Here is a 23,166-nt window from a genome sequence, read left to right as displayed (position 1 = left end):
GAATCGGTAAATTATTGCTAAGTTTAAGAAAAGAGGTAAAATTATGCAAGCATTAAGAGTAGTTCCTGCAATTTATTACTTTGACACATTTAAAGAGTTCAATGATGAATTCAAACTGGGCAAGGGAGATATCCTTGTAACTAACCAGTGGATGTATGATCCGTATGTAAAACCGCTCGGTATTGATATGCCTGTAGTATATCAGGAAAAATATGGTGCAGGTGAACCTACAGACGAGATGATGGATGCCATGAAGGCTGAAATGGATAAATATGAGTATGACAGGATTATTGCTTTTGGCGGCGGTACTATTGTAGACTGCTGTAAAGTTCTGGCATGTGAGATTCCTGACAAGGTGGCTGATCTTTATACAGGAAAGGTAGCACCTAAGAGAGTAAAGGAGCTTATTGTTGTTCCTACCACTTGTGGAACAGGTTCAGAAGTGACTAATGTAGCTGTAGCTTCAATACCTTCCTTAAATCTTAAGAAGGGTATCGCTGATGAACAGACTTATGCTGATACTGCTGTTCTTATCCCTGAATCACTCCAGGGACTTCCTGATAAGGTGTTTGCCACTTCATCGGTAGATGCTCTGATTCATGCTGTAGAATCGTTCCTTTCACCTAAGGCTTCTCCTTTCACAGAAATGTACTCTGTAAAAGCTATTGACATGATAATGAATGGATATAAGGAAATCATAGCTGCAGGAGGAAATACTGCTGAGAACAGAAAAGCTCATCTTAAAGATTTCTGTCTGGCTGCCAATTATGCCGGAATTGCGTTTGGCAATGCAGGCTGCGGCGCGGTTCATGCTCTGTCATATGCTCATGGGGGCGCTTTCCATATTGCTCACGGTGAAGCTAACTTCATCTGTTTTACAGAAGTATTCAAGATGTATATGAAAAAACAGCCTAAGGGCAAAATTGAGCTTGCCAATAAGCTCTTTGCTGATGTATTAGGATGTGCTCCCGCAGATGTATATCCTGCTTTGGATGAGTTTTTAGGAAAAATTCTTGAAAAGAAACCGCTTAGTGAATACGGTATGACAAAAGATCAGGTTGCTGAATTTGCTAAATCAACTGTTGATAATCAGCAGAGACTGTTGGCAAATAATTATGTGCCTCTTACGGAAGCAGAGATTGCTGAGATATTTGAGAATCTGTATTAATATCAGAACAGGTTCTGTATAAATAAAAACCTATATCGGCAAGCGGAAAACTCCGCTTGCCGTTTTCATGCGATTTATGGTATTATTAGTTGGATTATTAAATTGGATTTTTTAAAGGAGAGGTTATAATATGCAACAGAATATGATCGGACCGAATATAATAATAACAGAGCCGAGCAGCAATCTCAGAGCTTTGGGGCGCAATGCTCTTGCAGGCAAATGGAAACTGGCAATATTGGCTGTAATAGTCTACACATTGTGTATAGACGTTCCTCCTGTTATTTTAAATTCATTGTTCGGCATTAATATAGGAGATATGTATTACAACTATGGATATGATGGGATGTATTATCAATATAGCTATGTTTATGACAGTATGCCTACGTATTCATCATTGAGCGGTATATACCTCATATTGGTTACCGGAGCATTTACATTGGGAATAACATTGTTTTTTCTTGCTTTGTTCAGAAGACAGATTGTTGGCATAGGTGATATTTTTCTTGGTTTTGAGCGTTTTGGCAAAGCCTTGGGACTGATGCTTTTTCAGTCATTGTTTATATTTTTATGGTCTCTTCTTTTGATTGTTCCGGGAGTGATTGCATCAATAAGATACAGCCAGGCTTTCTTTATTTTGGCTGATGATCCGAATAAAGGTATAAGGGAATGTATGGATGAAAGCAAGAGGATGATGGCCGGCAACAAATGGAAATATTTCTGTCTGGATATATCCTTCATAGGCTGGTTTTGTCTGGCCATTATACCCGCCAGTATATTGTCGGCTATAGCTTCGGTTTTATATTTTTCTGCATTTGTAACAGTTCTTATATCCATATTGGGATCTTTGTTTCTTGTTCCTGTGATAGCATATCGCTATGCTACTATGGCTGGATTTTATGAAATTCTTGCTGGGCATCTTATTAAAGAAACAGAACCTGCACCTATAGAGCCGGAAGCAATTCCTGTTGAAAGTATGGCACAAACGGCGGATAATATCTCAGCTGATGAAGAAGTGCATGACAATAAGGATGATGGATACGACGTGACTGAGGAAACGGTTTCCGAAGCTTCTAATGATACATCGCAGGGAAAAAGTGATTTAAAAACGGTTGATGTGGCTACGGTTTTTGCTGAAGTTGACAAAGAGGGAAGTATTGATAGTGAAAAAAGAAATTCTTCTTCAGATAAAAAGGACGGGGATGATGATTCTTTACCGAAGCAGGTAGATTGATGCAGTGTAATTAAAATAGTTTAAAAAGCTCTCTTAGCGGAGACAATGAATGTCTCTTGGGCAAGAGAGCTTTTTATATGTTTAACGAGCTATTTATCTTCGAAAATATCTTTTAGCCATGAATCTGACATTATTTTAGCGTGGACATTATCATTGTCCCAATGAGTAGCCTCTGTGTCTCTGCTTTCAGACTTTTCAGTGTGTAATGGTTTTTTTGTGTCGTTTTCATCTGAATCTGACAATATGTGATCTTCTGGATGAAGAGTGTCTGTTTCTGAAATAGTGCTTTCGGGGGATGAAGGCTCAGGAGTATCAGATTTCTGAAATAAATTAGAGCTATGTATTTCATCAGGAGTTGTTTCAATCTCTTTCATTTCATTAGGAATTGATTCTGTAGAAGCAATAAAATAGGGATTGTTTTCAGGATGAAGATCCTCGTCTGTTTCATTTGTAATGATCATATTATCGGGCTGAATTTTACAGGAAGTTTTTCTTAGTGAAAATATGAGGAATCCTCCAATAAATATGAGAACAGCGAAACCTATATATGTATAAGAGGAGGATATAACGTACTGAGTCGCATTATCCAACGCAATAGAGGATATTTCCTTATAGGTGCGAACATAATCGATAGAATAATCTATCATATATATACCATAACCTAAAAAAAACGCAGAAATGACAAATAGAATGATGGATATAACCAGATTTGATTTTTTATATTTGTGTTTCATTATCAGTTCCTCTTTTCATAAGTTAGATAGTATGCACATAATCGACCGTTGTGTTAACAATTGTGATGTCATGAAGCATATTATGATAAGTAACGAAAAGGAGGTCAATTATGGAAGGCAAAATAAGAAATCTGTATCCGGGAGGAAATACTCCTGATGGATTCTATTCCTATTATAACTATATTTTACCACAAAGAAAAGCAGAAAAAATTTTTTGCTTAAAAGGTGGTCCCGGAACAGGAAAATCGACACTTATGAGAAAAGTTGGGCAGCATTTTATTGATAAGGGAGAAGATGTAGATTTTTTATGGTGCTCGTCAGATCCCGGTTCTCTTGACGGAATATTAGTAAAAAAGAGAAATGCTGCGATATTGGATGGTACATCTCCTCATATTGTGGATCCCAAGAATCCGGGAGCAGTAGATGAAATAATAAATCTTGGAGAATTCTGGAATGAAGAACTTATAAGAAAAAACAGAAGCCGAGTAATAAGCTGCAATGAGAAGACTGCAAAACTTTTTGGATATGTTTACGGATATCTCAAATGCGCGCAGCAGCAATATGAATTCCTGTCACACGTACTTGACGAATCTATTTCATATGAGAAGATGAGAGAGTATAAAAGTCAGGTATGCCTTAAGTTAGATGGCATTTCGGTACTTAGAAGATCTGAGAGTAAAATAAAACGCGATAGTGTTCTGGGAAAAGATATCTATACAGGAGAAAAAAGAAAATTTTTTGCAGGAGCAATAACTCCTGGGGGCATTAAGAATAATATAATTTCAATAATAGATAATATAGAAAGAATAATAATTATAGATGTTCCGATAGGGTTCAGATCTGAAAAGCTTCTTTCTCAAGTTTCTGAACGTTTTACAGATGCAGGATTTGATATAGAAGAGTATTATTGCCCTATGTTTCCGGAAGACAAACTTGAGCATGTAGTGTGTCCGGATGCTGATACGGCAGTAGTATGCAGTAACGAATATCATGTGATAGATACTGAAAATGTAAGCGGCAAAGTTATAAGAATAAAAGTAGAAGACGATTTGGACAGTGCTGAAAGCGAACTTCTGAAAAAAATATATGAGGATATTAAAGAATCAAGCAGAGACTGTATTTTGAAAGCCATAGAGATATTAAAAGAAGCAAAGGCAAATCATGATATCCTTGAAGACTATTATGTTCCTAATATGGATTTTGATGCTATGGACGACCTTAGGGAATATATTATAGAAAAAATAGAAGAAAAATAGAGGATCATAAAAGAGTCACATAAAGTGATTAAAATCTTTGTGTGACTCTTTTTAAATAATGATTTATTGTCAAAAGTGAATAAAGGAGGAAAAAAAGACCATAATACACTTGAGGTGAAGTGAATTATGTTTAGAGATACCAGAAGAAAAAAATTGAAAAACAGGGTTATTTTTACCGCTATCGGAGTATTTGTCCTTGGTTTTGGCATATGGCTGAATTTTCAGGGAAATGATAAGGATGAACAGCCTGCAGAGGATACTGTCAAAAAGGTAGAGGTACAGCAAACCGAATCAGATAAGGTTTCGGAAACAAAAGATAAAAACGGAAAAGACGGGACAGACACAGAAAACCGGCCTGAAACATATCTAATAAAAGAAGTGGAGGGAGTAGTCAAAGTCTTCGTATGTGATGAAGACGGCAATAAGGAACTGTATCTCATAACGTCCATTCCTTTTGATCTGCTTTCGGAAAGTGATCAGCAGCTGTTTGTAGACGGTGTGACTATAGAGACGGAAGAAGACTTAGGTGAATTCCTGCAAAACTTTGATAGCTAGGGGGCTTTTAATGAAACGTTTTATAAAAAAGAGTGCGTTTATTTTATGCGGACTTCTTCTTTCTATTATTATCATAGGTCAAGTTTTTCCTCAAAATGAAAGTACAGTGACCGCGCCTGTAGTGGCGGAAAAGGTTCTGGTACCCGGAGGGCAGTCTGTAGGGGTCAAAATGGACGTCAGAGGTGTTTTAATAGTAGGTCTTGAGGAAATAGAAGGCAAAGACGGGAAAAAGGTCAATCCGGGTCTTTTAAGCGGTTTGCAGATCGGTGATATAATAATGGAAATAAACGGTACCGAAGTTTACAGAGCAGATGAAGTTCAGGCTCTTGTTAATGAGATAAAAGATACTGTGAAGCTCAAGATAAAACGCAATGATAATATTATGAACGTTGAAATAAATCCTGTGGAATCCGGAGAAGATGGCCTTTATAAGCTTGGAGTGTGGGTTAAGGATAAGACAGCGGGAATAGGGACACTGACATATTATGACCCTACAAACTCTACTTTTGGAGCATTAGGGCATGGTATAGTGGATCCGGAGACTAGTTCTATCCTTTCTGTAGAGACAGGTTTGCTTTTGGAGTCACAGGTTCAGGAAGTACAGGAGGGCAAAAGCGGTCAGCCGGGAGAAATAAGAGGAATATTTTATCATTCAGACAATCCGCTTGGAAGCCTTGAAAGAAACAGTAATTTCGGAGTTTTCGGCATTGCATATCATCCAATTGAAAATCCTTTATATGAACAGCCTATTGCGGTGGGTACCAAAGATCAGGTAGAATTAGGAAAAGCGTATATACTGTCAACGCTTTCCAATAATGAAATAAAGCGTTTTGAAATAGAGATTGAGAAAATAGAGAATCAGGATTCTCCTGCTGATAAGAGTATGGTCATAAAGGTAACTGATGAGGAGCTTTTGGAGGAAAGCGGAGGAATAATCCAGGGAATGAGCGGAAGTCCCATCATACAGAACGACAGGATCATCGGCGCCGTTACCCATGTGTTTGTGAACGATCCACAGCGAGGATACGGGATTTTTATCGAATGGATGCTGGAAGAGTCGAATCTTGTCGAAAAATAAAGCAAAATGTATTTAGTAAATTATTGATAATAATCTGAATCTATTTAAAATTAAGTATGTAACAATTGTCGAACAGAGTGTCTTAGGGCAAAAACAGGAGGAAAATGAAAATGAAAACAATTAAAATCGGTATCGCTGACGATAATAAGGAATTTTGTGAGATCCTTGTTGATTACTTCCAAGATAAAGAAGATATTGATTTGGCTTTCGTTTCTCATGATGGAATAAAAACAATAGAAAACATCAAATTACATCAGCCTGAAATTTTAATACTGGACATGGTCATGCCCCATCTTGACGGATTGGGTGTTTTGGAAACTATAAATAATATAGAGCTTGAAAAGTATCCGAGAACTATCGTTTTATCAGCAGTGGGACAGGAGCCTATAACTCAGAAAGCAATAAGTCTGGGAGCGGAATATTACATAGTAAAGCCTTTCAATCTCGATATACTTATGAAGCGGATCAATCAGTTGTCAGGTGTCGATGATAAAAGTGAGAACAAAATGCAGTATGCCAGAGCCATACTGACAGGGCAGAAGGATGATGAAGAGAAAAGTTTGGAAATAGACATAACGAATATAATACATGAGATAGGAGTGCCTGCTCATATTAAGGGGTATCATTATCTTCGAGATGCTATCATCATGGTAGTGGAAGACATAGATCTTCTCGGGGCCGTCACTAAAGAACTCTATCCTGCTATTGCCAAAGCCAATAATACTACACCGAGCCGTGTAGAACGTGCTATAAGACATGCAATAGAAGTGGCATGGAACAGAGGCAAACTTGAGACCATTGATTCTTTGTTCGGTTACACAGTGCAAAACGATAAAGGAAAGCCCACCAATTCGGAATTTATCGCTATAATAGCGGATAAGTTGAGAATAGAGAGAAGGGCAAGCTGAGAGTCATCTAACATATTAATCATTTCAAAACTTGTTGTTGAAGAATCCGCAAGAAGATCTACAGAAACAAAATATAGAGATGACCATAGTAGGTTGAAAAATAATTTACAGGCAAACAATAAAAAAGAGCTGCTTTACGCAGCTCTTTTTTATTTAATGATCGATCATTGTGTTTTTACAGTTAATGTTTTCTTGAATATACTTCCTATGATTCCGGCACATACAGCAAGAGTCAACCACCCGAATCCGAAGGACGACAGCGGCAGATTGGGTATGAAATCAAAAGTTAAAAGTCCTTGTCCGTATAAGACTTCAAGGAGACTTCCGATCATTGCGCCAGCTACGGCAAACCTTATGGTGTAATCGTGAATTTTGTCAGGAAAAAGAGCAAGTACGATGAGTGTAAGAGCACCTGGATAAATAATACTGAGAACAGGCTGAGCCAGCAGTACTATCTTGTCTATGCCAAAGTTAGCAATGAAAGCGCTCATAAGACATATAACTACGACGAGAAACTTGTAACTGATCCGTTCATTTGAAAGTGTACAGAAATAATCTGCGCTGGCACTGACTAAAGCTACGGCGGTAGTCAGGCATGCGAGTGTGACCACTATACCAAGAATAATGACTCCTGTACTTCCCATAAGTTCTTCTGTGATATTTACGATTAGTTCCGAGCGATTTATCCGCAGAGAGAAAATCCCGGAGACAGTGGCTCCAAGATACGTTAGCCCACAGTAAACTATAAGAAGTCCTGAGGCGGCGACCAGACTGGAATTACGTACGATTTTGTTTTTTATCTTTGTTTCGGCATATCCTTTTTCTGTAACATTTTTTACTATAATAATGCCAAATATCATGGCGGCCAGTACATCCATAGTCTGATACCCGGCGTTTACTCCGGATACGACAACATTATTCATCATGGGTGCTGCTGAGATATCTCCTATTGGCGAAACTATACCACATATTATGAGAATCAGAAGACCGACAAAAAGAACGGGAGTAAGGAATTTGCCGATTATATCAATAACTGCCGATTCTCTTATAGTTAATATGAGAACGAGGATGAAAAAAACTGATGTGGATATAACGGGAGGAATATCCCCTATAATAGGGAGAAAAAACATTTCATGTACTGTTGCCCCTGTGCGTGGGATAGCGATAAAAGGCCCTATACATAAGATCATTATAGATATCATCAGCTCACCAGGTATAGTACCTATACGGTTTGTTACGTTAGATATCTCTCCGTTATTTCTTATGAGAGCAAAAATAGCTATTATAGAAAGTCCTATATCAGCCATATAATAACAGATAAAACCAATGAACCATTGGGGACCTGCTCCCATCCCCAGAAAAGGGGGAAATATTATATTTCCGGCACCGAAAAACATCGAAAACAGTGCAAATCCTATTACTATGATATTAATCCGATCATGCTTCATTTTATAATCACCTTTCAATATAAACTTAGTTTCGACTAAAATACGGTAACATATGCAGAGGGGAAAATCAACATTTGACTGTCAGCGATTGCGATGATAAGATATTACGCAGATAAATAATCATGAGGAGAAAGGTTTAAAATGAAACGATATAAATCTTTTCATATGGTGAGAATGGAGCATCTCAATCACCATTCTAATCTGTATGCCGGAAGAGGGATTGAATGGATGATAGAATCTGCTTTTATTGCAGCATGCCTTGAACATGGAAACAAGGATGGCCTTCTGTACAAAAATACCCATAAATTTGATTTTATAAGATCTGTAAAACCGGGAGATATTGTGAGCTACGAAAGCGTTGTTGTAAGATCGGGAAAAACAAGCATAACTGTGCATGTGAATCTGAAGAATGCAGATACTGGGGAACTGTATGCTGAAGGGTATGTTACATTTGTCACTGTAGACCCTGTCACGAAAAAATCTTTAATACACAGAATTATGTTAGATGATATTCAAGATAATGAAGAGATAAGATGGAGAGAAGAAGCAGACAGCTTCTTCTCTGATAAATGAATAATTATGCGCAGAGACTTTTTTTCAGAATTTCCTTTATTTCCTCTCTGCTAAGTATTTTATAACCTCCGTCAAGGATAAGAGCGCTTTTTGCTATACCATCCAGCATTTCTTCAGTGACACCGAAATCTCTTATACTCATTACGAGATCAAGTTTTTTCATCCATTCCTCTAGTTTGTCGAGACCTTCTGCGGCAATTTCTTCGTCGCTTTTATTTTTTGGTGAAACTCCCCATACGTTTAATGCAAATCTTTTGAATTTGTGCAGGCCGTAAGGCATGATATATCTGTAGTAAGGCAGTGAAACGGCTGACAGAGTCATTCCGTGAGTGGCGTCGGTATGTGCAGTAGTGGCTTCACCTATCATGTGGACCATCCAGTCTGTGGATTTGCCCATTTCTATGAGAGTGTTTAGTGCCCACGCTGCAAGCCACATAATATTGCTTCGTGCTTCATAGTCTAAAGGATTCTTTGCTGCAGCGAGGGAAGAATGTATTACGGAGCGCATCATTCCCTCGGATATATAGTCGGACACGTTGTCATCATTTCCTGAAAAATATTGTTCCATGATGTGGGACATCACATCGAAGCATCCTGATACCATTTGGTATCTTGGAAGAGTGAAAGTATATGTGGGATCCATTATTGAAAATTTAGGGAAAGCTCTTTCTCCAAAGATAGCGCAGATCTTCTGCTTAGTAACGGTATTTGTAATAACTGAGCCTCCGTTCATCTCAGAGCCTGTGCCTACCATGGTAAGTACGCATCCAACAGGTATCACTTTATCCTCGGCTTCCTTGCCTTGTATGTAATATTTTTCCCACGGATCTTCCTTGCAGTAGGCAGTGGCAGAAATTCCTTTTGCCATATCGCAGACGCTGCCTCCGCCTACGGCGAGAATAAGATCAATATTATTGTCTTTTGCCAGCTTTCTTCCGTCATTCAGTTTTTCTAAAGTAGGGTTAGACATGATATCGGAAAACTCTGTAATATTCTTACCGCATTTATTCAGTATCTCTGTCACATGGTCGTATATTCCGTTTTTTTTGACAGAGCCTTTTCCATAGCAGAGAAGTACGTTTTTTCCATAATTTGAAAGTTCTGTATAAAGTTTTTCAATAGAATTTTTACCGAAATGTATTTTTGTCGGGTTGGAAAAAGTGAAATTTCCTAACATATAAAATAGCCTCCTTTGTATTAAAATAATCGTTAAGCATTATATCATAATTTGTACATTTAATGTTGAAGTACCTGCATTATTTGTTACAATTAAAAGGAAAGGAGAGTCATATGAAAAAACTTCTGATAATGGGAAAAGAAGGGCGTCTCGAAAAGTATACCGATGATAGAACAATACTTAAAAAATATGAAATCGTCTATGTTCCTTTGGATGCTTCTGACAATGAGATTCTTGAAAAGGGGCGGGATGCAGAGTGTATAATTGTTGATGCTGTAGGAAGCGTTTCAGGGTATATTATAGATAATATGCCGAATCTTAAGCTGATACATTCGGAAGGCGTCGGATATCAAGGGATAGATGTAAAAGCAGCAGCAGAACGCAGCATATATGTATGTAACTGTAAAGGTATGAATTCCACCGCTGTGGCAGAACAGACAATACTGCTTATGTTGGGGCTTTTGCGCGATGTAGTGGGAGGAGACGGAAGCGTAAGAAAGGGGACTCAGATTATAACAAAAGAAGCGTATATGCTTGAAGGAAGTCTTAAAGAACTGGGGGAATGTACAGTAGGGCTTATCGGTTTTGGCGATATTGCAAAGGCAACTGCAAGGCTTTTGCGTGTTTTTGGAGCGAAAGTAGTTTATTATAAACCAAACAGACTGACAAAGGAGGAAGAAGGAGAATATAAAGCAGATTATATGCCACTTGACTGTCTTCTTGGTGTCAGTGATATAGTAAGCCTTCATTTGCCTGTCTCTTCAGAAACAAAATATATGGCAGATGAGACTTTTTTCAAGAAAATGAAGAATACATCGTATCTTATCAATACATCCAGAGGTGAACTGGTAAACAGTAAGGCTCTTGTTGAGGCTATTGAATGTGGTGAAATAGCAGGAGCAGGACTCGATACTATAGATGGGGAGCCTGTACATGAGGATAACCCTCTTCTCAGTATTTCCAATCAAAATTCGAAAAAGCTCCTTTTAAGCTGTCACATAGGAGGTATCACAGGCGCTTCCTTTAAAAGGGGATATAATATGATATGGTCCTCTATAGAGAAAGTAGAAAAAGGAGAAAGACCGGATAATGTAGTGAATTTATAGCAGAAAAAACCTCTCTTTATCAAATAAAATTTGATAAAGAGAGGAAATTTAATTATGGAAAATATAGATTTTCTTTTTTCTTAATGTATTATCTGCAGCGGTTATTTGCACGTTTTCGGTGGGTAATCACTGCAGCCGCAGTCGCAGTCTCCAGATGACGGAGGGCAGCATGGATCGCAGCACGGGTTCGTAATGCAAGAGTTTGACTCGCTTTGACAGCTATTGGAGCTGCTGCTTCCATCATTTCTTTCAGGAAACAGTCCCGGGCATGTGACTACACCTGACACATTTTCCTGAAGAGGTGCTTCTGCAAAGCCTGTTGAAAGAACACAGAGCTGAACAGGAACGGTGATTTTCTTTTCTACGGTTATGCAGATAGTGACGATAAGATTGGCTGAAATTTCTCCGTTAGGTCCTATGCACAAGTCTCTTGAAGCATTATTTGTAGCCATTCTGCAGCTGAATCCCGCATTTGAAAGCTCTGTAAGTCTTGGCATAAACGCTGAATTTGTAGTGCTTGGCATGCAGAGCTCAAAGAAGTTGGTAAGTACTAATGGGCATGATGGTTTCGCTATGTTGACTTCAGCACAGATAGTCATTGTGCTTTCTCTGCCGCAGCTGTCGCATATAGCAAGATCGATATAAACGACTATGTTACCCCAGATTCTTACGTTCTGAGTTCCGAATATAGGTGTACCGCAGTCTGTTGCGTCACATTCGCTGGTATCAGCAAACAATATTTTTTCTGAAGGAACACCGTCAGGACCTACTGTTTCAACTACGCTGTTGCATTCATTAACGAAATAGGCTCCCGAAATTCCTGTTTCCATGTCAAGAGTGAGATTATCGCAGTTTGATGCCTGGGAAGGATCGAAGACCTTCTTGCATCTGATATCAAGTATCCTGCTTACTGAGCATCCCGGCGGAATAGCAGGAGTGAATTTCAGACACTGTACGGTTTTCATACCCTGCATGTGGAATCTCACAGCGTCGTATACGCTCTGTACATAGATGGGAGTTGCGGTCACATCATCAAGATTGCCGCTGAAGCTGCAAAGTTCATTTGCCTTACAGCAGGATTCTCCTGTAGTGTTGTTTTGTGGTGTGCAAAAACAGTTCATGTTTTACCTCCTTGAATGGTAATTTTAAATATGAATTTATACTGAATTGTTCAATGGCAGTATATGAAAAATTCTGGATTTGTGTTACAATACAATTTATATTTTGGAGAAAGGGCAGCGTTGATATGGTAAAAACAATAAAATTAAAATGCGGTACAACGTTAATAATGGAAAAGACCGATTATGTTCAGTCGGCAGCTTTGGGAATATGGGTGAAAGTCGGAGCAGCTGATGAAAGCGACGATGTTTCGGGTGTATCACATTATATAGAACACATGATGTTTAAAGGAACTAAGAACAGAACTGCGAAAGAAATCGCTTCAGATGTTGATAAGATCGGCGGCATGTTCAATGCATTTACCGGCAAGGAGGCAACGTGTTATTACATTAAAACGTTGTCATCCAACATCTATGCCGGAGCTGAAATACTTCTGGATATGCTGACAGAATCCCGATTTGATCCGGATGATATGGATAAAGAGAGACAGGTAATATTTGAAGAGATAAAGATGGTACAGGACAGTCCAGACGATGATGTATATGATACTATTTCAGAATTGGTTTCAAGCGGTAATCCGCTGGGAAGAAGTGTTCTTGGGACACCGGAAAGTCTGTCAGATATAGACAGAGAAAAGTTGACCGGGTATTTCAGTGAAAAATACGCAAAAGACAGTATAGTTGTAGCTGTAGCCGGCAATTTTGACGAAGACAAGATCATAGATCTTTTTGAAAGCAGGCTTGATTCTCTTCGTGACGAGAAAGTTAAAAAAGAAGTGATATTAAAACCGTACAGGCAAGATTTCAATGTAAAAGAAAGAGATATAGAACAGACACATATATGCCTTGCAACTCCGGGTGTTTCAATGGATGACGAAAGATATTATTCTTTTGTGCTGATGAACAGTATATTTGGAGGAAGTATGAGCTCCAGACTTTTTCAGAATATAAGAGAAGAAAAAGGTCTGGCATATACCGTATGCTCCATGAACATATTTTCCAGTTACTGGGGATTTTTCAGCATATATGCGGGTGTAGCCCATGACAAAGTGGAAGAAACGCTGAATGCTGTAAAATTTGAGTTGGAAATTCTCAGAACTGATGGTGTTACAGAGGAAGAACTTGCAATGGCAAAGGAACAGGTGAAGAGTTCATACATATTCGGTTTGGAAAATATAAACAGTAGGATGTTTTCCATAGGAAAAAATAAATTGTTGCTTGATAAGGTTTATTCACCGCAAGAAGTTCTTGGGAAATTTGATAAGGTTACAAGAGAAGATATATTACAGGCTGCAAGCATCATAGGAGATTATTCGTCATACTGTGCAGCGGCAGTTACAGGCAAAAATTTTGATCTGGAAAGGCTTGTGAAAAGATGATAATAAAAGTAAAAACGCTTTCCGGAAGGCTTCCGCGTTACGAAACGGATGGATCGGCAGGTATGGATATACAAGCTTATTTAAAAGAGCCTGTAGAATTGAAACCGGGTATGCGCGCTCTTATTCCCACAGGATTGTTTATGGAGATACCTTCCGGATATGAAGTTCAGATAAGAGCAAGGAGCGGTCTTGCGGTAAAATACGGCATAGGTCTTACCAACGGAATAGGTACTATAGACAGCGACTACCGGGGAGAGATAAAAATATCTCTTATAAATTGGGGACAGGAAAGTTTTACGGTAAATGACGGGGATCGTATCGCGCAGATGGTGGCAGCAAAATATGAAAAAGTATCATTAAAAAAAACTGAGAAATTGTCAGAAACTGAAAGAGGCCGCGGAGGTTTCGGTCATACCGGAATTTAAACGGACAGTCATATGGTCAAAAATCAAATCTGTCGCATATACTACCGTGAGGTGGTGTAGATGACAGATTTTTTAATGCTAAAGCAGTTACATAGGATGATAAAAGAAATACCAAAGCCCAGGCTTATGTTCAGAAAAGGTATCTTTGCCGAAGGTTTTTTTCGGCCGTATATGTCATTTTCCGATTATACGGAATCGGAGATATTTAGTAGTTTTGACGAAGTGACTCCGGTAACGGTAAGATTTGCTTCTATGCTGGGAAATAAAGGTACTGCTGATACAGTTCGGAATATAAAAGGAATGAGTGTAAAATTTCAGAGCGATGAAGAATACGATATGATTTGCCACAGTATGCCGGTCTTCTTTATAAATGAAGATACAAAATTTTTCAGTATGTTGAAGGCTTTTACTAAGAGAGAGTATTTTGACGGTATAAATAATACGGAATTTTGGAGATTTATCGTTGAGAATCCTGAAGCTGCCAATTGTGCTATCAGGTTGTTTTCTTATGAGGGGCTATCTTCATCATTTATTGATATGTCATGGTTTTCTGCTAATCTGACTGTTTGGAAAAACAGTAAAGGCAAGAGGTTTCTCGTACGGTATAAATGGATACCTATATATGAAGAGAAGGAAAAAACGGAAAAAGGAAGAAACAAAGTAGATAGAATATCAGCTGAATTTATTGCAGGATTTGATAGTGACAGGGCTTCTAATGAACTTGAATCAGCTGTATCTTCTGGAAATTTTCCTAAATTTGAACTTTATGTACAGATGTTAGATTATGATAGGTATAATAAATATGATTATGTCAGAAACACGCTGATTTGGGAGGATGAGACAGTATCTCCTGTTGCTGCGGGAATAATGAGGCTTACCGGGATTCCTGATGATAGACAGTTTAAGAGAGATATGGTAAGCTTTGCTCCCGGAAATACTGCAAAAGGTATAGAGTTATACAGTGACGGATTTAATGATATGATGAATTATATATATCAGATAGAAGCTTTTGAGAGAGGTGAATGTGAGTGAAGGAACTGATACAGGCCGGGGAATTTTTTAACAAGTTATCAGAAGCGCAGAAAAAGGATCTTGAAGAAGCCGTTGCTGAAGATATATTTTTTTTGGAAGATGATCTTCAAAAGAAAATAATATCTCTTTTAAATGATGTTGATCACAGACTCGGTACTAATGTAAGAAGGAGAAACGACTTTACAACATAAAGCAGTATATGTATTATAATTATTATCAGGAGGAGGCAATGATAGGCAGAGAAGATTTGGAAAAAAGAGAATTTGAGTATTTATCGCCTTATGCGGCAAAATCCGCAAAGAGCAGAGGCCGAAAGCTTGAGGAAGATAAGTGCAGTGTGAGAACGGATTTTCAGAGAGACAAAGATAGAATAATACATTCCAAAGCTTTCAGAAGGCTTATGCACAAAACGCAAGTTTTTCTCGCTCCGGAGGGCGATCATTACAGAACAAGACTGACTCATACCATAGAAGTATCACAGATAGCCAGGACTATTTCACGAGGACTGGGTCTTAATGAAGATCTCACCGAGGCTATAGCTATGGGTCACGATTTGGGGCATACACCTTTTGGCCATAGCGGAGAAGCTGTTTTAAATGAAATACATCCAGGTGGTTTCAAACATAATATTCAAAGTTTACGAGTAGTGGATGTTCTTGAATCGGGGAGCAGTAGACGCGGTATGAATCTTACTTTTGAAGTCAGGGACGGTATATTGAATCATACAGGAAGTAAGATGCCCGTTACATTAGAAGGGCAGGTGGTAAAGACCAGCGATCGTATAGCTTATATAAATCATGATATTGATGATGCTATCAGAAGCGGTATAATAACATCGAAAGATCTTCCCAAGGAAAGCATAAATGTTTTAGGAGATACTCACAAGAAAAGAATAGATACCCTGGTTAGAGATATGATAAATAACAGTTTTAACGGATCTTTTGTCTGTTTGAGTGAAGAAAAAGCGCAAGCAATGAATGAACTTCGTACATATATGTTTAAGAATGTATATCATAATCAGAGGGTAAAAAAAGCAGAAGATATAAATAAAGTAAGAGTTATAATAATTGCTCTGTATAAATATTTTCTTAATCATCCGCAAGCGCTTCCCGATGATCTCAAAGCTATGAGAGATGAATTCTGTAAAGAGGAGCTTGTTAAGGATCATATAGCGGGAATGACAGATAGATATGCGGTAAATCTTTATGAAAAATTATTTTCTAAAACAACATGAAAGCATAAGTTATAAAAACATAAAATTTTAGAATTAAAAAAAGGAAAGTGGAGACTTTTGTCGTATATAATAATTAAGGATTATTTTAATCAAGAGGGGCAAAAGTGAACACAAATAACCATGTAAATATAGTCGATGAAATAAAGAGCAGGTGTAATATTGTTGATGTTATCGGCAGAGTAGTACCCCTTAAAAAAGCCGGGAGCAATTATAAAGGGGTTTGCCCGTTTCACAATGAGAAAACACCTTCTTTTATTGTTTCAGAGTCGAAACAGATATTTACTTGTTTCGGCTGCGGAGCTACCGGAGATTTGCTTGAATTTGTAAAGCGCTATTATAATTTGGATTTCAGAGGATCTGTTGAAATGCTTGCCAAGGAATATGGCATAAGTCTTGAAGGAGCTTTCAGAAGCAATAAAGATAAAGATGAGCTTTATGAGATAAACAGACAGGCTGCCAGGTTTTTTTTCAAAGCATTGCGCCAGCAGGCAAATCCGGGATATACATATATGAAAAGAAGAGGAATATCCGAAGAAATACTGAATAAATTTGGTATAGGATATGCTGATGAAAAATGGGACAGCTTATATGGATTTCTCAGGGGTAAAGGTATTTCCGAGGAAAAGATGCTTGACCTTGGGCTTATTTCAAAATCCAACGGCAGGTATTTTGATAAGTTCAGGAACCGGGTGATATTTCCTATAATCAATACTGGTGGTAAAGTGATAGGCTTCGGAGGAAGAATAATAGGAGAAGGTGAGCCTAAATACTTAAATTCACAGGAATCTAATATTTTTAAGAAGAAATACAATTTGTACGGCCTCAATCTGGCTGGAGGAGATGTGAGAAAGGAAGATTCCATCATACTGGTAGAAGGATATATGGACGTGGTGTCTCTTTATCAGAACGGGGTTCGTAATGTATCTGCTTCTTTGGGCACAGCTCTTACAGAAAATCAGGCCAGACTCATAAAACGGTATACAAAAAATGTGATTCTTTCATATGATGCCGATAATGCAGGGCAGAGTGCTGCCATGAGGGGGCTGGATATACTTTATAAAGAAAGCTGCAGAGCAAGAGTTTTAAAAGTAACAGAAGGAAAAGATCCTGATGAGTTTATCAAGAAAAACGGAAGGAAAGCATTTATCCGGCTTATAGATAATGCTCAGCCTTACGGAGACTTTAAGCTTGATTTTGCGAAAGCCAAATATGATATGAACGATCAGCAGCAGCGTATAGATTATATAGGAGAAGCTGTTGATATTTTAAAATCAATGAAGCCGGTGGAAGCTGATATATATATAAAGAAATTAGCTGAAGACACAGGCGTTTCAGAGGGTGCTATAAGATTTGAGTATTTAGGCAATAATAGTCAGGTGAAGAATTTCGAACATCCTTCTGATATCAACCGCAGAACTGAACAAGAGGATAATAAGCGAGATTCAATGTCTCTTATAGAGAAGGATTTGATAAAACTTATGATCCTTGATTCCGGATATATCAGTATTCCCGATGATATAAAGGAAACTGCTTTTGAAAGCAGCCCCGGGAAAAATATATATGAAGCAATGATTTCTTTATATGATGATGGGGAATCTGTAGATATGAATAAATTGAAGGACATATTGGATGAAGATGATATAGAGTGTCTGGCAGAAATAGAAGAAGAGCTAATTCCGGCAGGAAGAGAAAAAGCGGTATTTGATGATTGTATAGCTCGAATCAGAGAAAGGTCGCTGAAACGGCAGGAAAAAGAATTGATGATACGGCTTTCCATGGCTGACGAAGAAGAAAATCGTGAAGAGATCATCAAGCTCACAAGACAGCTTATTGAGATACAGAAAGAATTGAAGAAATAAGGGGGCATAGGAAATGGTTGAGATCAAAAATATAAACAGTAAAATTTCAGATGAAAATATTTCTGAGGAAAGAACAGTGAAAAGTGAAAAAAATATGCCGCTGAAAAATAAGACGGCAGAAACAATGATCTTAGATGATGAAACAAAGGCGCAGATAATAAAGGATTTGACAGAGAAAGCTGCTGCCAAGTCAAAAAAGGTGCTGACGTATACCGAAGTTTCGGACAGACTGGGAGATATGGATATAGATAAAGACCAGATGGATGATATTTATGAAACTCTCATGAGCAAGGGGATTGAAGTAAATCTGGAAAGTGAACCGGATGATATAGATCTTCTGGAAATAGATGAAGATGAGATAGAAGATCCTGAGGTGGAAGCTGTTATCGCAGAAAATCCGGGGGCTAAAGAGATAGATCTTGAAGCTACCATTTCAAAAAATATTGCGGTAGATGATCCTGTAAGAATGTATCTTAAAGAAATCGGAAAAGTTCCTCTTCTTACAGCTCAGGAGGAAATAGATCTTGCGAAACGTATGGAGCAGGGTGATGAATATGCTAAACAGAAGCTATGTGAAGCAAATCTCAGGCTGGTAGTGAGTATAGCAAAGAAGTATGTAGGCAGAGGTATGCTGTTTTTGGATCTTATACAGGAGGGAAACTTAGGTCTCATAAAAGCAGTGGACAAGTTTGACTGGACAAAGGGTTATAAATTCAGCACATATGCGACGTGGTGGATAAGACAGGCCATAACAAGATCTATAGCTGATCAGGCGAGGACTATAAGGATACCTGTTCATATGGTGGAAACTATAAATAAGCTGATAAGGGTATCAAGGCAGCTTCTGCAGGAGGAAGGAAGAGAACCTACACCTGATGAAATAGCTGCTGAAATGGGAATTTCTGTTGAAAAAGTCAGAGAAATACTTAAAATATCACAAGAACCTGTATCTTTGGAGACCCCTATAGGAGAAGAGGAAGACAGTCATTTAGGAGATTTCATTCCAGATGATGATGCTCCGGCACCTGCTGAAGCAGCTGCATTTTCGATGCTTAAAGAGCAGCTTGTCGATGTGCTGGGAACTCTTACGGAAAGAGAACAGAAAGTTCTTAAGCTCAGATTCGGTCTTGAAGACGGCAGAGCCAGAACATTGGAAGAAGTCGGCAAGAAATTTGATGTAACACGTGAGAGAATAAGACAAATTGAGGCTAAAGCTTTGAGAAAACTAAGACATCCTACAAGAAGCAAAAAACTCAAAGATTATTTGGAATAAAGATATGATCAATTTAAGTAATAGATTACAGACAATAGCAGGCAGAATAAGCAAAGGCGAAACCATGGCTGATATAGGTACAGATCATGGTTTTTTGCCTATATATATGGTCAATTCAGGTATATCTCCTATGGCAGTAATGACTGATGTGAGTGAATCCTCTCTCATGAAGGGACAGCGTAATTTCAGAGAATATGCGGATATTGGATCCGGTATATATTTCAGAACTGGCGATGGCCTTTCCGTATTGAAAAAGTCTGAAGTAGATACTGTTGTGATAGCGGGAATGGGCGGAAAACTCATAAGAGATATGATGAACGCAGATATGAAACTCACAAGTTCTTTCAGAAAATTCATTCTTCAACCCAGAATCAGACAGGGGGAGCTGAGAAAATGGCTTTTAGAAAACGGATTTACCATAATTCATGAAGATCTTGCTGAGGAAGGCAAGTACATAACAGAAATAATCACTGTACTGAGCCCGGGATCTGAGATATGTGATGATGACGGTCAGTGTCTGAGTATAACAGATTGTAATATACAGGGGAATAATGATAACATGATATTTTACAGATTGCCTCCATGGATAACCGAGGCAACAGGACCTGTGGAAGAATTCATTATGAGAAATCTTGACATAGAGAAAAAGAAATTGGAAAATGTGATGCTTTCAAAAAAACGAGATCATATTCTTGAAGCAAATATATGCAGCGCTATATATTATTTAAAGGGATTGTTGGAGGAATACAGAAAAAATGGATAACAAAAAGAAAAATACAGTGAGCGTTTTTGACATAGCAGATATCATAGAAACTATAGCTCCCGTTTCATTGCAGGAGACATGGGATAACAGCGGACTTATTATAGGCTTTGATGACAGAAAAATTCGCAGGATACTTACATGTCTTGAAATCGATGAGTCCGTTGCCGATGAAGCTGTTGATATGGGTGCAGATATGATAATAAGTCATCATCCTCTTATATTCAGCGGAATTAGAAAATTAAATTATAGGGAATCATATGACAGAGCTGTTATGAAGCTGATATCCGGCAAAATATCAGTTTATTCCTGTCATACACCATTTGATAAAGTAAAAGGTGGAAACAATGATATATTAGCCGGACGACTTGGTTTATCTTCAGTTAAAAATTTGAAAGGCGAAGATATAGTTTCTCCTGAAAAAATGTGTGAAAATAAGGATGAAGCGGATATAGGACGCATAGGAAAATTGAAGGAACCTGCCAGCTGTATTCAGATTGCAGGCATGGTAGCCGCACAGCTTGATATGAGTGTGAGGCAGATGAGGATAACAGGTGATCTTAATCGTGAAATAACTATCATAGGAATATGTACGGGGGCAGGCGCTGATCTTATGAAGATGGCTGCTGCATCAGGGTGTCAACTTTTTATAACAGGCGATGTTAAATATCATGAAGCCAGAGATGCTTTAGCTCATGGCATTTGTGTTTTGGATGCAGGTCATTATGGGACAGAAAAATTTTTTGCAGCGGTTATGAGAGAAAAATTACAGAAAAAAGTGCCGGAAAACGTAAAAATAATTGAATCAGCTATAGATCTTGATCCTTTTAGGATGCTGTAAGGATTTCTTTACAAAAGAAGTTGATTGTGTTATAAATATTAATGTTATAATTTTTTGGGTAAGACTGACAATCGCGTATATCTTCGGGATATATGAGGAAAGTCCGGGCTCCGCAGGGCAAGGATGCCGGATAACGTCCGGCGTAGGTAACTATAGGGAAAGTGCAACAGAAACATACCGCCGAAACGGATAATGCCGTGGTAAGGTTGAAATTGTGAGGTAAGAGCTCACAGGAGAATATGGTAACATATTTTCCGTGTAAACCCCATTCGGAGCAAGACCAAGCAGGACATAAAAAGCGGCGGCCCGTCGCTGTCCGGGAGGTAGGTCGCATGAGCCTGTCGGTAACGGCAGGCCAAGATAGATGATTGTCTGATACAGAACCCGGCTTATGTCTTGCCCAAATCTTATTGAAATAAAATTGATATTGCCGAGTAAAAAACAGGGACAAATTATTATTATTCCCTTGCAAAAATTTGAAAATATAGTATAATGTAAAAGTCGCTGGATATGCGGATATGGCGGAATTGGCAGACGCGCACGGTTCAGGTCCGTGTGAGGGTTACTTCATGGGGGTTCGAATCCCTTTATCCGCACCACGAAAAACTAAAATGCAAATTTTTCAATGGTTAATGATCTTTGGAAATTTGCATTTTTGTTATTATGAAATAAATATTAACAGTGAAGAGTTTTAAGATGAAGCTGGAAGCGTCGGCATTTCTATAAGGGAAATAGCGTTTTAAGAAAGGGAAACAGATACAGTGCAGAAAAATTATATGGAACCGAGAATAGGAAATAATAATTTTTGGACATTGATAAAAGGTCTTATAGTAGGAGGAACAATGCTTGTTCCGGGAGTCAGCGGAGGATCCATGGCGATAATACTAGGCATATATGATGATTTGATTTATTCGGTAAGTTCATTTATGAAACATAAAAGCGCCAGCTTTAAATTTCTTCTGTTGTTTTCGGCAGGAGGGATACTGGGAATGTTTTTGCTTTCCAGACCGATATTATATCTTATAGAGGAATTTCCTATGCCTACTCTTTATTTTTTTATGGGTGCTGTATTGGGCGGAGTGCCTTTGATATTTAAAAAATCAGAACTCAAAAAGTTTTCCATAAGAGGTCTCTTTTATGTGGTTGTCGGTATAGTTATAGTTACAGCGGTGGCTTTTATACCGATAGGGGGTTCGGATTCTTCCCTTGACGCAGATTTGAAAGGAATGCTTTTTCTGGTTCTTGCCGGCTTTATAGCGGCTATAGCTTTAGTACTTCCCGGAATAAGTGTTTCATATCTTCTTTTGGTAATGGGGCTTTATGATGAAACTGTCACTGCCATAAGTCAGGTGTATATGCCGTTTTTGATTCCTTTGGGTTTAGGTTTGATATTGGGAATAATTTTGACTACTAAGATTCTTGAGAAAGCTATGTTACAATTTCCTCAGCCTACGTATCTTATGATTTTGGGATTTGTTTTAGGATCTCTTGCAGAAGTTTTTCCCGGTGTCCCTGCCGGAGCGGAAATAATATTGTGTGCTGTCACTCTGTCGGCAGGGATAGGAATTATTTTGTTTATTTCCAATAAGTTTTGATTTTATTGAAGGTATGATGTGCAGTGTGGACATCTTCTGGCATGTATGGATATTTCGCTCTTGCAGTAAGGACATTCCTTAGTCGCAGGAGCTTTTTCTTTGGGTTTTCTGGCTATTGACATTGCTTTGTTCATGGCTTTTATCAGTATGAAAAGAGCAAAGGCTACGATGATAAAATTGATTATTGCCATGATGAATGAACCGTATTTAAGATCTACGCCTGATACAGTAACTGCCAGATCATTGAAGTCGACGCGGACCAGAAGGCCGATTATGGGAGAAAGAATGTCGTTTACCAGTGAAGTCACTATGGCTGTGAATGCGGCTCCGATGATGATACCTACAGCCATATCCATAACATTTCCTTTCATGGCAAATTCCTTAAATTCATTAAAAAACTTTTTCATTTGTTCACC

23 protein-coding genes, 1 tRNA gene and 1 other RNA gene are annotated in these 23,166 nt (G+C 38.3%); 20 read left to right on the top strand and 5 right to left on the bottom strand.

The genetic code is table 11. The features are described 5' to 3' along the window. Positions 1 to 43: 43 nt before the first annotated feature. The gene (locus tag H8692_RS09685) at positions 44 to 1,168 is read left to right on the top strand and encodes a 4-hydroxybutyrate dehydrogenase (RefSeq protein WP_187525594.1); all 1,125 of its coding nucleotides are present in this window, start codon (positions 44 to 46) and stop codon (positions 1,166 to 1,168) included. 130 nt (positions 1,169 to 1,298) lie between these two features. Then, positions 1,299 to 2,399: a DUF975 family protein gene (locus H8692_RS09680; RefSeq protein WP_187525593.1), complete on the top strand. Its 1,101-nt coding sequence runs from the start codon at positions 1,299 to 1,301 to the stop codon at positions 2,397 to 2,399. Between the two features lie 89 nt (positions 2,400 to 2,488). On the opposite strand, the gene H8692_RS09675 is transcribed toward H8692_RS09680, so the two are convergent. Continuing rightward, entirely contained in the window at positions 2,489 to 3,133 is a 645-nt protein-coding gene (locus tag H8692_RS09675; RefSeq protein WP_187525592.1) for a tetraspanin family protein, read from the bottom strand. 110 nt (positions 3,134 to 3,243) lie between these two features. Between H8692_RS09675 and H8692_RS09670 the strand changes: the two genes are divergently transcribed. The 4 genes from H8692_RS09670 (at position 3,244) to spo0A (ending at position 6,930) form a co-directional block, all read left to right on the top strand. Next, positions 3,244 to 4,389: a hypothetical protein gene (locus H8692_RS09670; protein ID WP_187525591.1), complete on the top strand. Its 1,146-nt coding sequence runs from the start codon at positions 3,244 to 3,246 to the stop codon at positions 4,387 to 4,389. Between the two features lie 126 nt (positions 4,390 to 4,515). After that, complete coding sequence (locus H8692_RS09665) at positions 4,516 to 4,944, top strand: hypothetical protein (protein WP_187525590.1); 429 nt, start codon at positions 4,516 to 4,518, stop codon at positions 4,942 to 4,944. 10 nt (positions 4,945 to 4,954) lie between these two features. Beyond that, on the top strand, positions 4,955 to 6,022 hold the full coding sequence (spoIVB, locus tag H8692_RS09660) for a SpoIVB peptidase (protein ID WP_187525589.1): 1,068 nt from the start codon (positions 4,955 to 4,957) through the stop codon (positions 6,020 to 6,022). Positions 6,023 to 6,132: 110 nt separating this feature from the next. Then, positions 6,133 to 6,930: a sporulation transcription factor Spo0A gene (gene spo0A, locus H8692_RS09655; RefSeq protein WP_465250898.1), complete on the top strand. Its 798-nt coding sequence runs from the start codon at positions 6,133 to 6,135 to the stop codon at positions 6,928 to 6,930. A gap of 164 nt (positions 6,931 to 7,094) precedes the next feature. Here spo0A and brnQ read toward each other — a convergent pair whose 3' ends face one another. Continuing rightward, positions 7,095 to 8,378: a branched-chain amino acid transport system II carrier protein gene (gene brnQ / locus H8692_RS09650; RefSeq protein ID WP_177268057.1), complete on the bottom strand. Its 1,284-nt coding sequence runs from the start codon at positions 8,376 to 8,378 to the stop codon at positions 7,095 to 7,097. Between the two features lie 141 nt (positions 8,379 to 8,519). On the opposite strand from brnQ, the gene H8692_RS09645 reads away from it, so the two are divergent. Then, a complete protein-coding gene (locus H8692_RS09645) occupies positions 8,520 to 8,951 on the top strand; it encodes an acyl-CoA thioesterase (RefSeq protein ID WP_187525587.1) in 432 nt (143 codons plus the stop codon). 4 nt (positions 8,952 to 8,955) lie between these two features. On the opposite strand, the gene H8692_RS09640 is transcribed toward H8692_RS09645, so the two are convergent. Next, positions 8,956 to 10,128, bottom strand: a complete 1,173-nt coding sequence (locus H8692_RS09640; RefSeq protein WP_177268053.1) for an iron-containing alcohol dehydrogenase — start codon at positions 10,126 to 10,128, stop codon at positions 8,956 to 8,958. Between the two features lie 113 nt (positions 10,129 to 10,241). On the opposite strand from H8692_RS09640, the gene H8692_RS09635 reads away from it, so the two are divergent. Beyond that, positions 10,242 to 11,234 (top strand): 2-hydroxyacid dehydrogenase, encoded by a 993-nt coding sequence (locus H8692_RS09635; protein ID WP_187525586.1) that lies wholly within the window; start codon positions 10,242 to 10,244, stop codon positions 11,232 to 11,234. A 101-nt stretch (positions 11,235 to 11,335) separates the two neighbouring features. On the opposite strand, the gene H8692_RS09630 is transcribed toward H8692_RS09635, so the two are convergent. Beyond that, a complete protein-coding gene (locus H8692_RS09630; protein WP_177268049.1) occupies positions 11,336 to 12,355 on the bottom strand; it encodes a hypothetical protein in 1,020 nt (339 codons plus the stop codon). A 167-nt stretch (positions 12,356 to 12,522) separates the two neighbouring features. On the opposite strand from H8692_RS09630, the gene H8692_RS09625 reads away from it, so the two are divergent. The 12 genes from H8692_RS09625 to H8692_RS09570 all read left to right on the top strand — a co-directional run bounded on the left by H8692_RS09625 (position 12,523) and on the right by H8692_RS09570 (position 22,750). Beyond that, positions 12,523 to 13,731, top strand: coding sequence for a M16 family metallopeptidase (locus H8692_RS09625; protein WP_187525585.1), 1,209 nt, complete (start codon positions 12,523 to 12,525; stop codon positions 13,729 to 13,731). Then, the gene (gene dut / locus H8692_RS09620) at positions 13,728 to 14,156 is read left to right on the top strand and encodes a dUTP diphosphatase (protein ID WP_187525584.1); all 429 of its coding nucleotides are present in this window, start codon (positions 13,728 to 13,730) and stop codon (positions 14,154 to 14,156) included. The genes H8692_RS09625 and dut overlap by 4 nt, the downstream gene beginning before the upstream one ends. A 60-nt stretch (positions 14,157 to 14,216) precedes the next feature. Next, complete coding sequence (locus H8692_RS09615) at positions 14,217 to 15,188, top strand: catalase (protein WP_187525583.1); 972 nt, start codon at positions 14,217 to 14,219, stop codon at positions 15,186 to 15,188. After that, positions 15,185 to 15,379, top strand: coding sequence for a catalase-related domain-containing protein (locus tag H8692_RS09610; RefSeq protein ID WP_177268042.1), 195 nt, complete (start codon positions 15,185 to 15,187; stop codon positions 15,377 to 15,379). The genes H8692_RS09615 and H8692_RS09610 overlap by 4 nt, the downstream gene beginning before the upstream one ends. 38 nt (positions 15,380 to 15,417) lie before the next feature. Next, the gene (locus tag H8692_RS09605) at positions 15,418 to 16,422 is read left to right on the top strand and encodes a deoxyguanosinetriphosphate triphosphohydrolase (RefSeq protein ID WP_187525582.1); all 1,005 of its coding nucleotides are present in this window, start codon (positions 15,418 to 15,420) and stop codon (positions 16,420 to 16,422) included. Between the two features lie 104 nt (positions 16,423 to 16,526). Next, positions 16,527 to 18,281, top strand: a complete 1,755-nt coding sequence (gene dnaG, locus H8692_RS09600) for a DNA primase (protein ID WP_187525581.1) — start codon at positions 16,527 to 16,529, stop codon at positions 18,279 to 18,281. A gap of 124 nt (positions 18,282 to 18,405) precedes the next feature. After that, a complete protein-coding gene (rpoD, locus tag H8692_RS09595; protein ID WP_177268059.1) occupies positions 18,406 to 19,554 on the top strand; it encodes an RNA polymerase sigma factor RpoD in 1,149 nt (382 codons plus the stop codon). A 4-nt stretch (positions 19,555 to 19,558) separates the two neighbouring features. Beyond that, positions 19,559 to 20,317: a tRNA (adenine(22)-N(1))-methyltransferase gene (locus tag H8692_RS09590; protein WP_187525580.1), complete on the top strand. Its 759-nt coding sequence runs from the start codon at positions 19,559 to 19,561 to the stop codon at positions 20,315 to 20,317. Then, complete coding sequence (locus H8692_RS09585; RefSeq protein WP_177268034.1) at positions 20,310 to 21,155, top strand: Nif3-like dinuclear metal center hexameric protein; 846 nt, start codon at positions 20,310 to 20,312, stop codon at positions 21,153 to 21,155. The genes H8692_RS09590 and H8692_RS09585 overlap by 8 nt, the downstream gene beginning before the upstream one ends. A gap of 55 nt (positions 21,156 to 21,210) precedes the next feature. After that, positions 21,211 to 21,562: RNase P RNA component class A (gene rnpB / locus H8692_RS09580), an RNA gene on the top strand. Positions 21,563 to 21,667: 105 nt separating this feature from the next. Next, positions 21,668 to 21,754 (top strand) — tRNA-Leu (locus H8692_RS09575). Between the two features lie 177 nt (positions 21,755 to 21,931). After that, positions 21,932 to 22,750: a DUF368 domain-containing protein gene (locus H8692_RS09570; protein WP_177270008.1), complete on the top strand. Its 819-nt coding sequence runs from the start codon at positions 21,932 to 21,934 to the stop codon at positions 22,748 to 22,750. 2 nt (positions 22,751 to 22,752) lie between these two features. Here H8692_RS09570 and mscL read toward each other — a convergent pair whose 3' ends face one another. Then, complete coding sequence (mscL, locus tag H8692_RS09565; protein WP_177270004.1) at positions 22,753 to 23,157, bottom strand: large conductance mechanosensitive channel protein MscL; 405 nt, start codon at positions 23,155 to 23,157, stop codon at positions 22,753 to 22,755. Between the last annotated feature and the right edge of the window lie 9 nt (positions 23,158 to 23,166).

This window comes from Lentihominibacter hominis, from assembly GCF_014385065.1.
Taxonomy (GTDB): domain Bacteria; phylum Bacillota; class Clostridia; order Peptostreptococcales; family Anaerovoracaceae; genus Lentihominibacter; species Lentihominibacter hominis.
The sequence above is the reverse complement of the archived record's forward strand: the minus strand, read 5'-3'. Positions and strand labels throughout refer to the sequence as shown.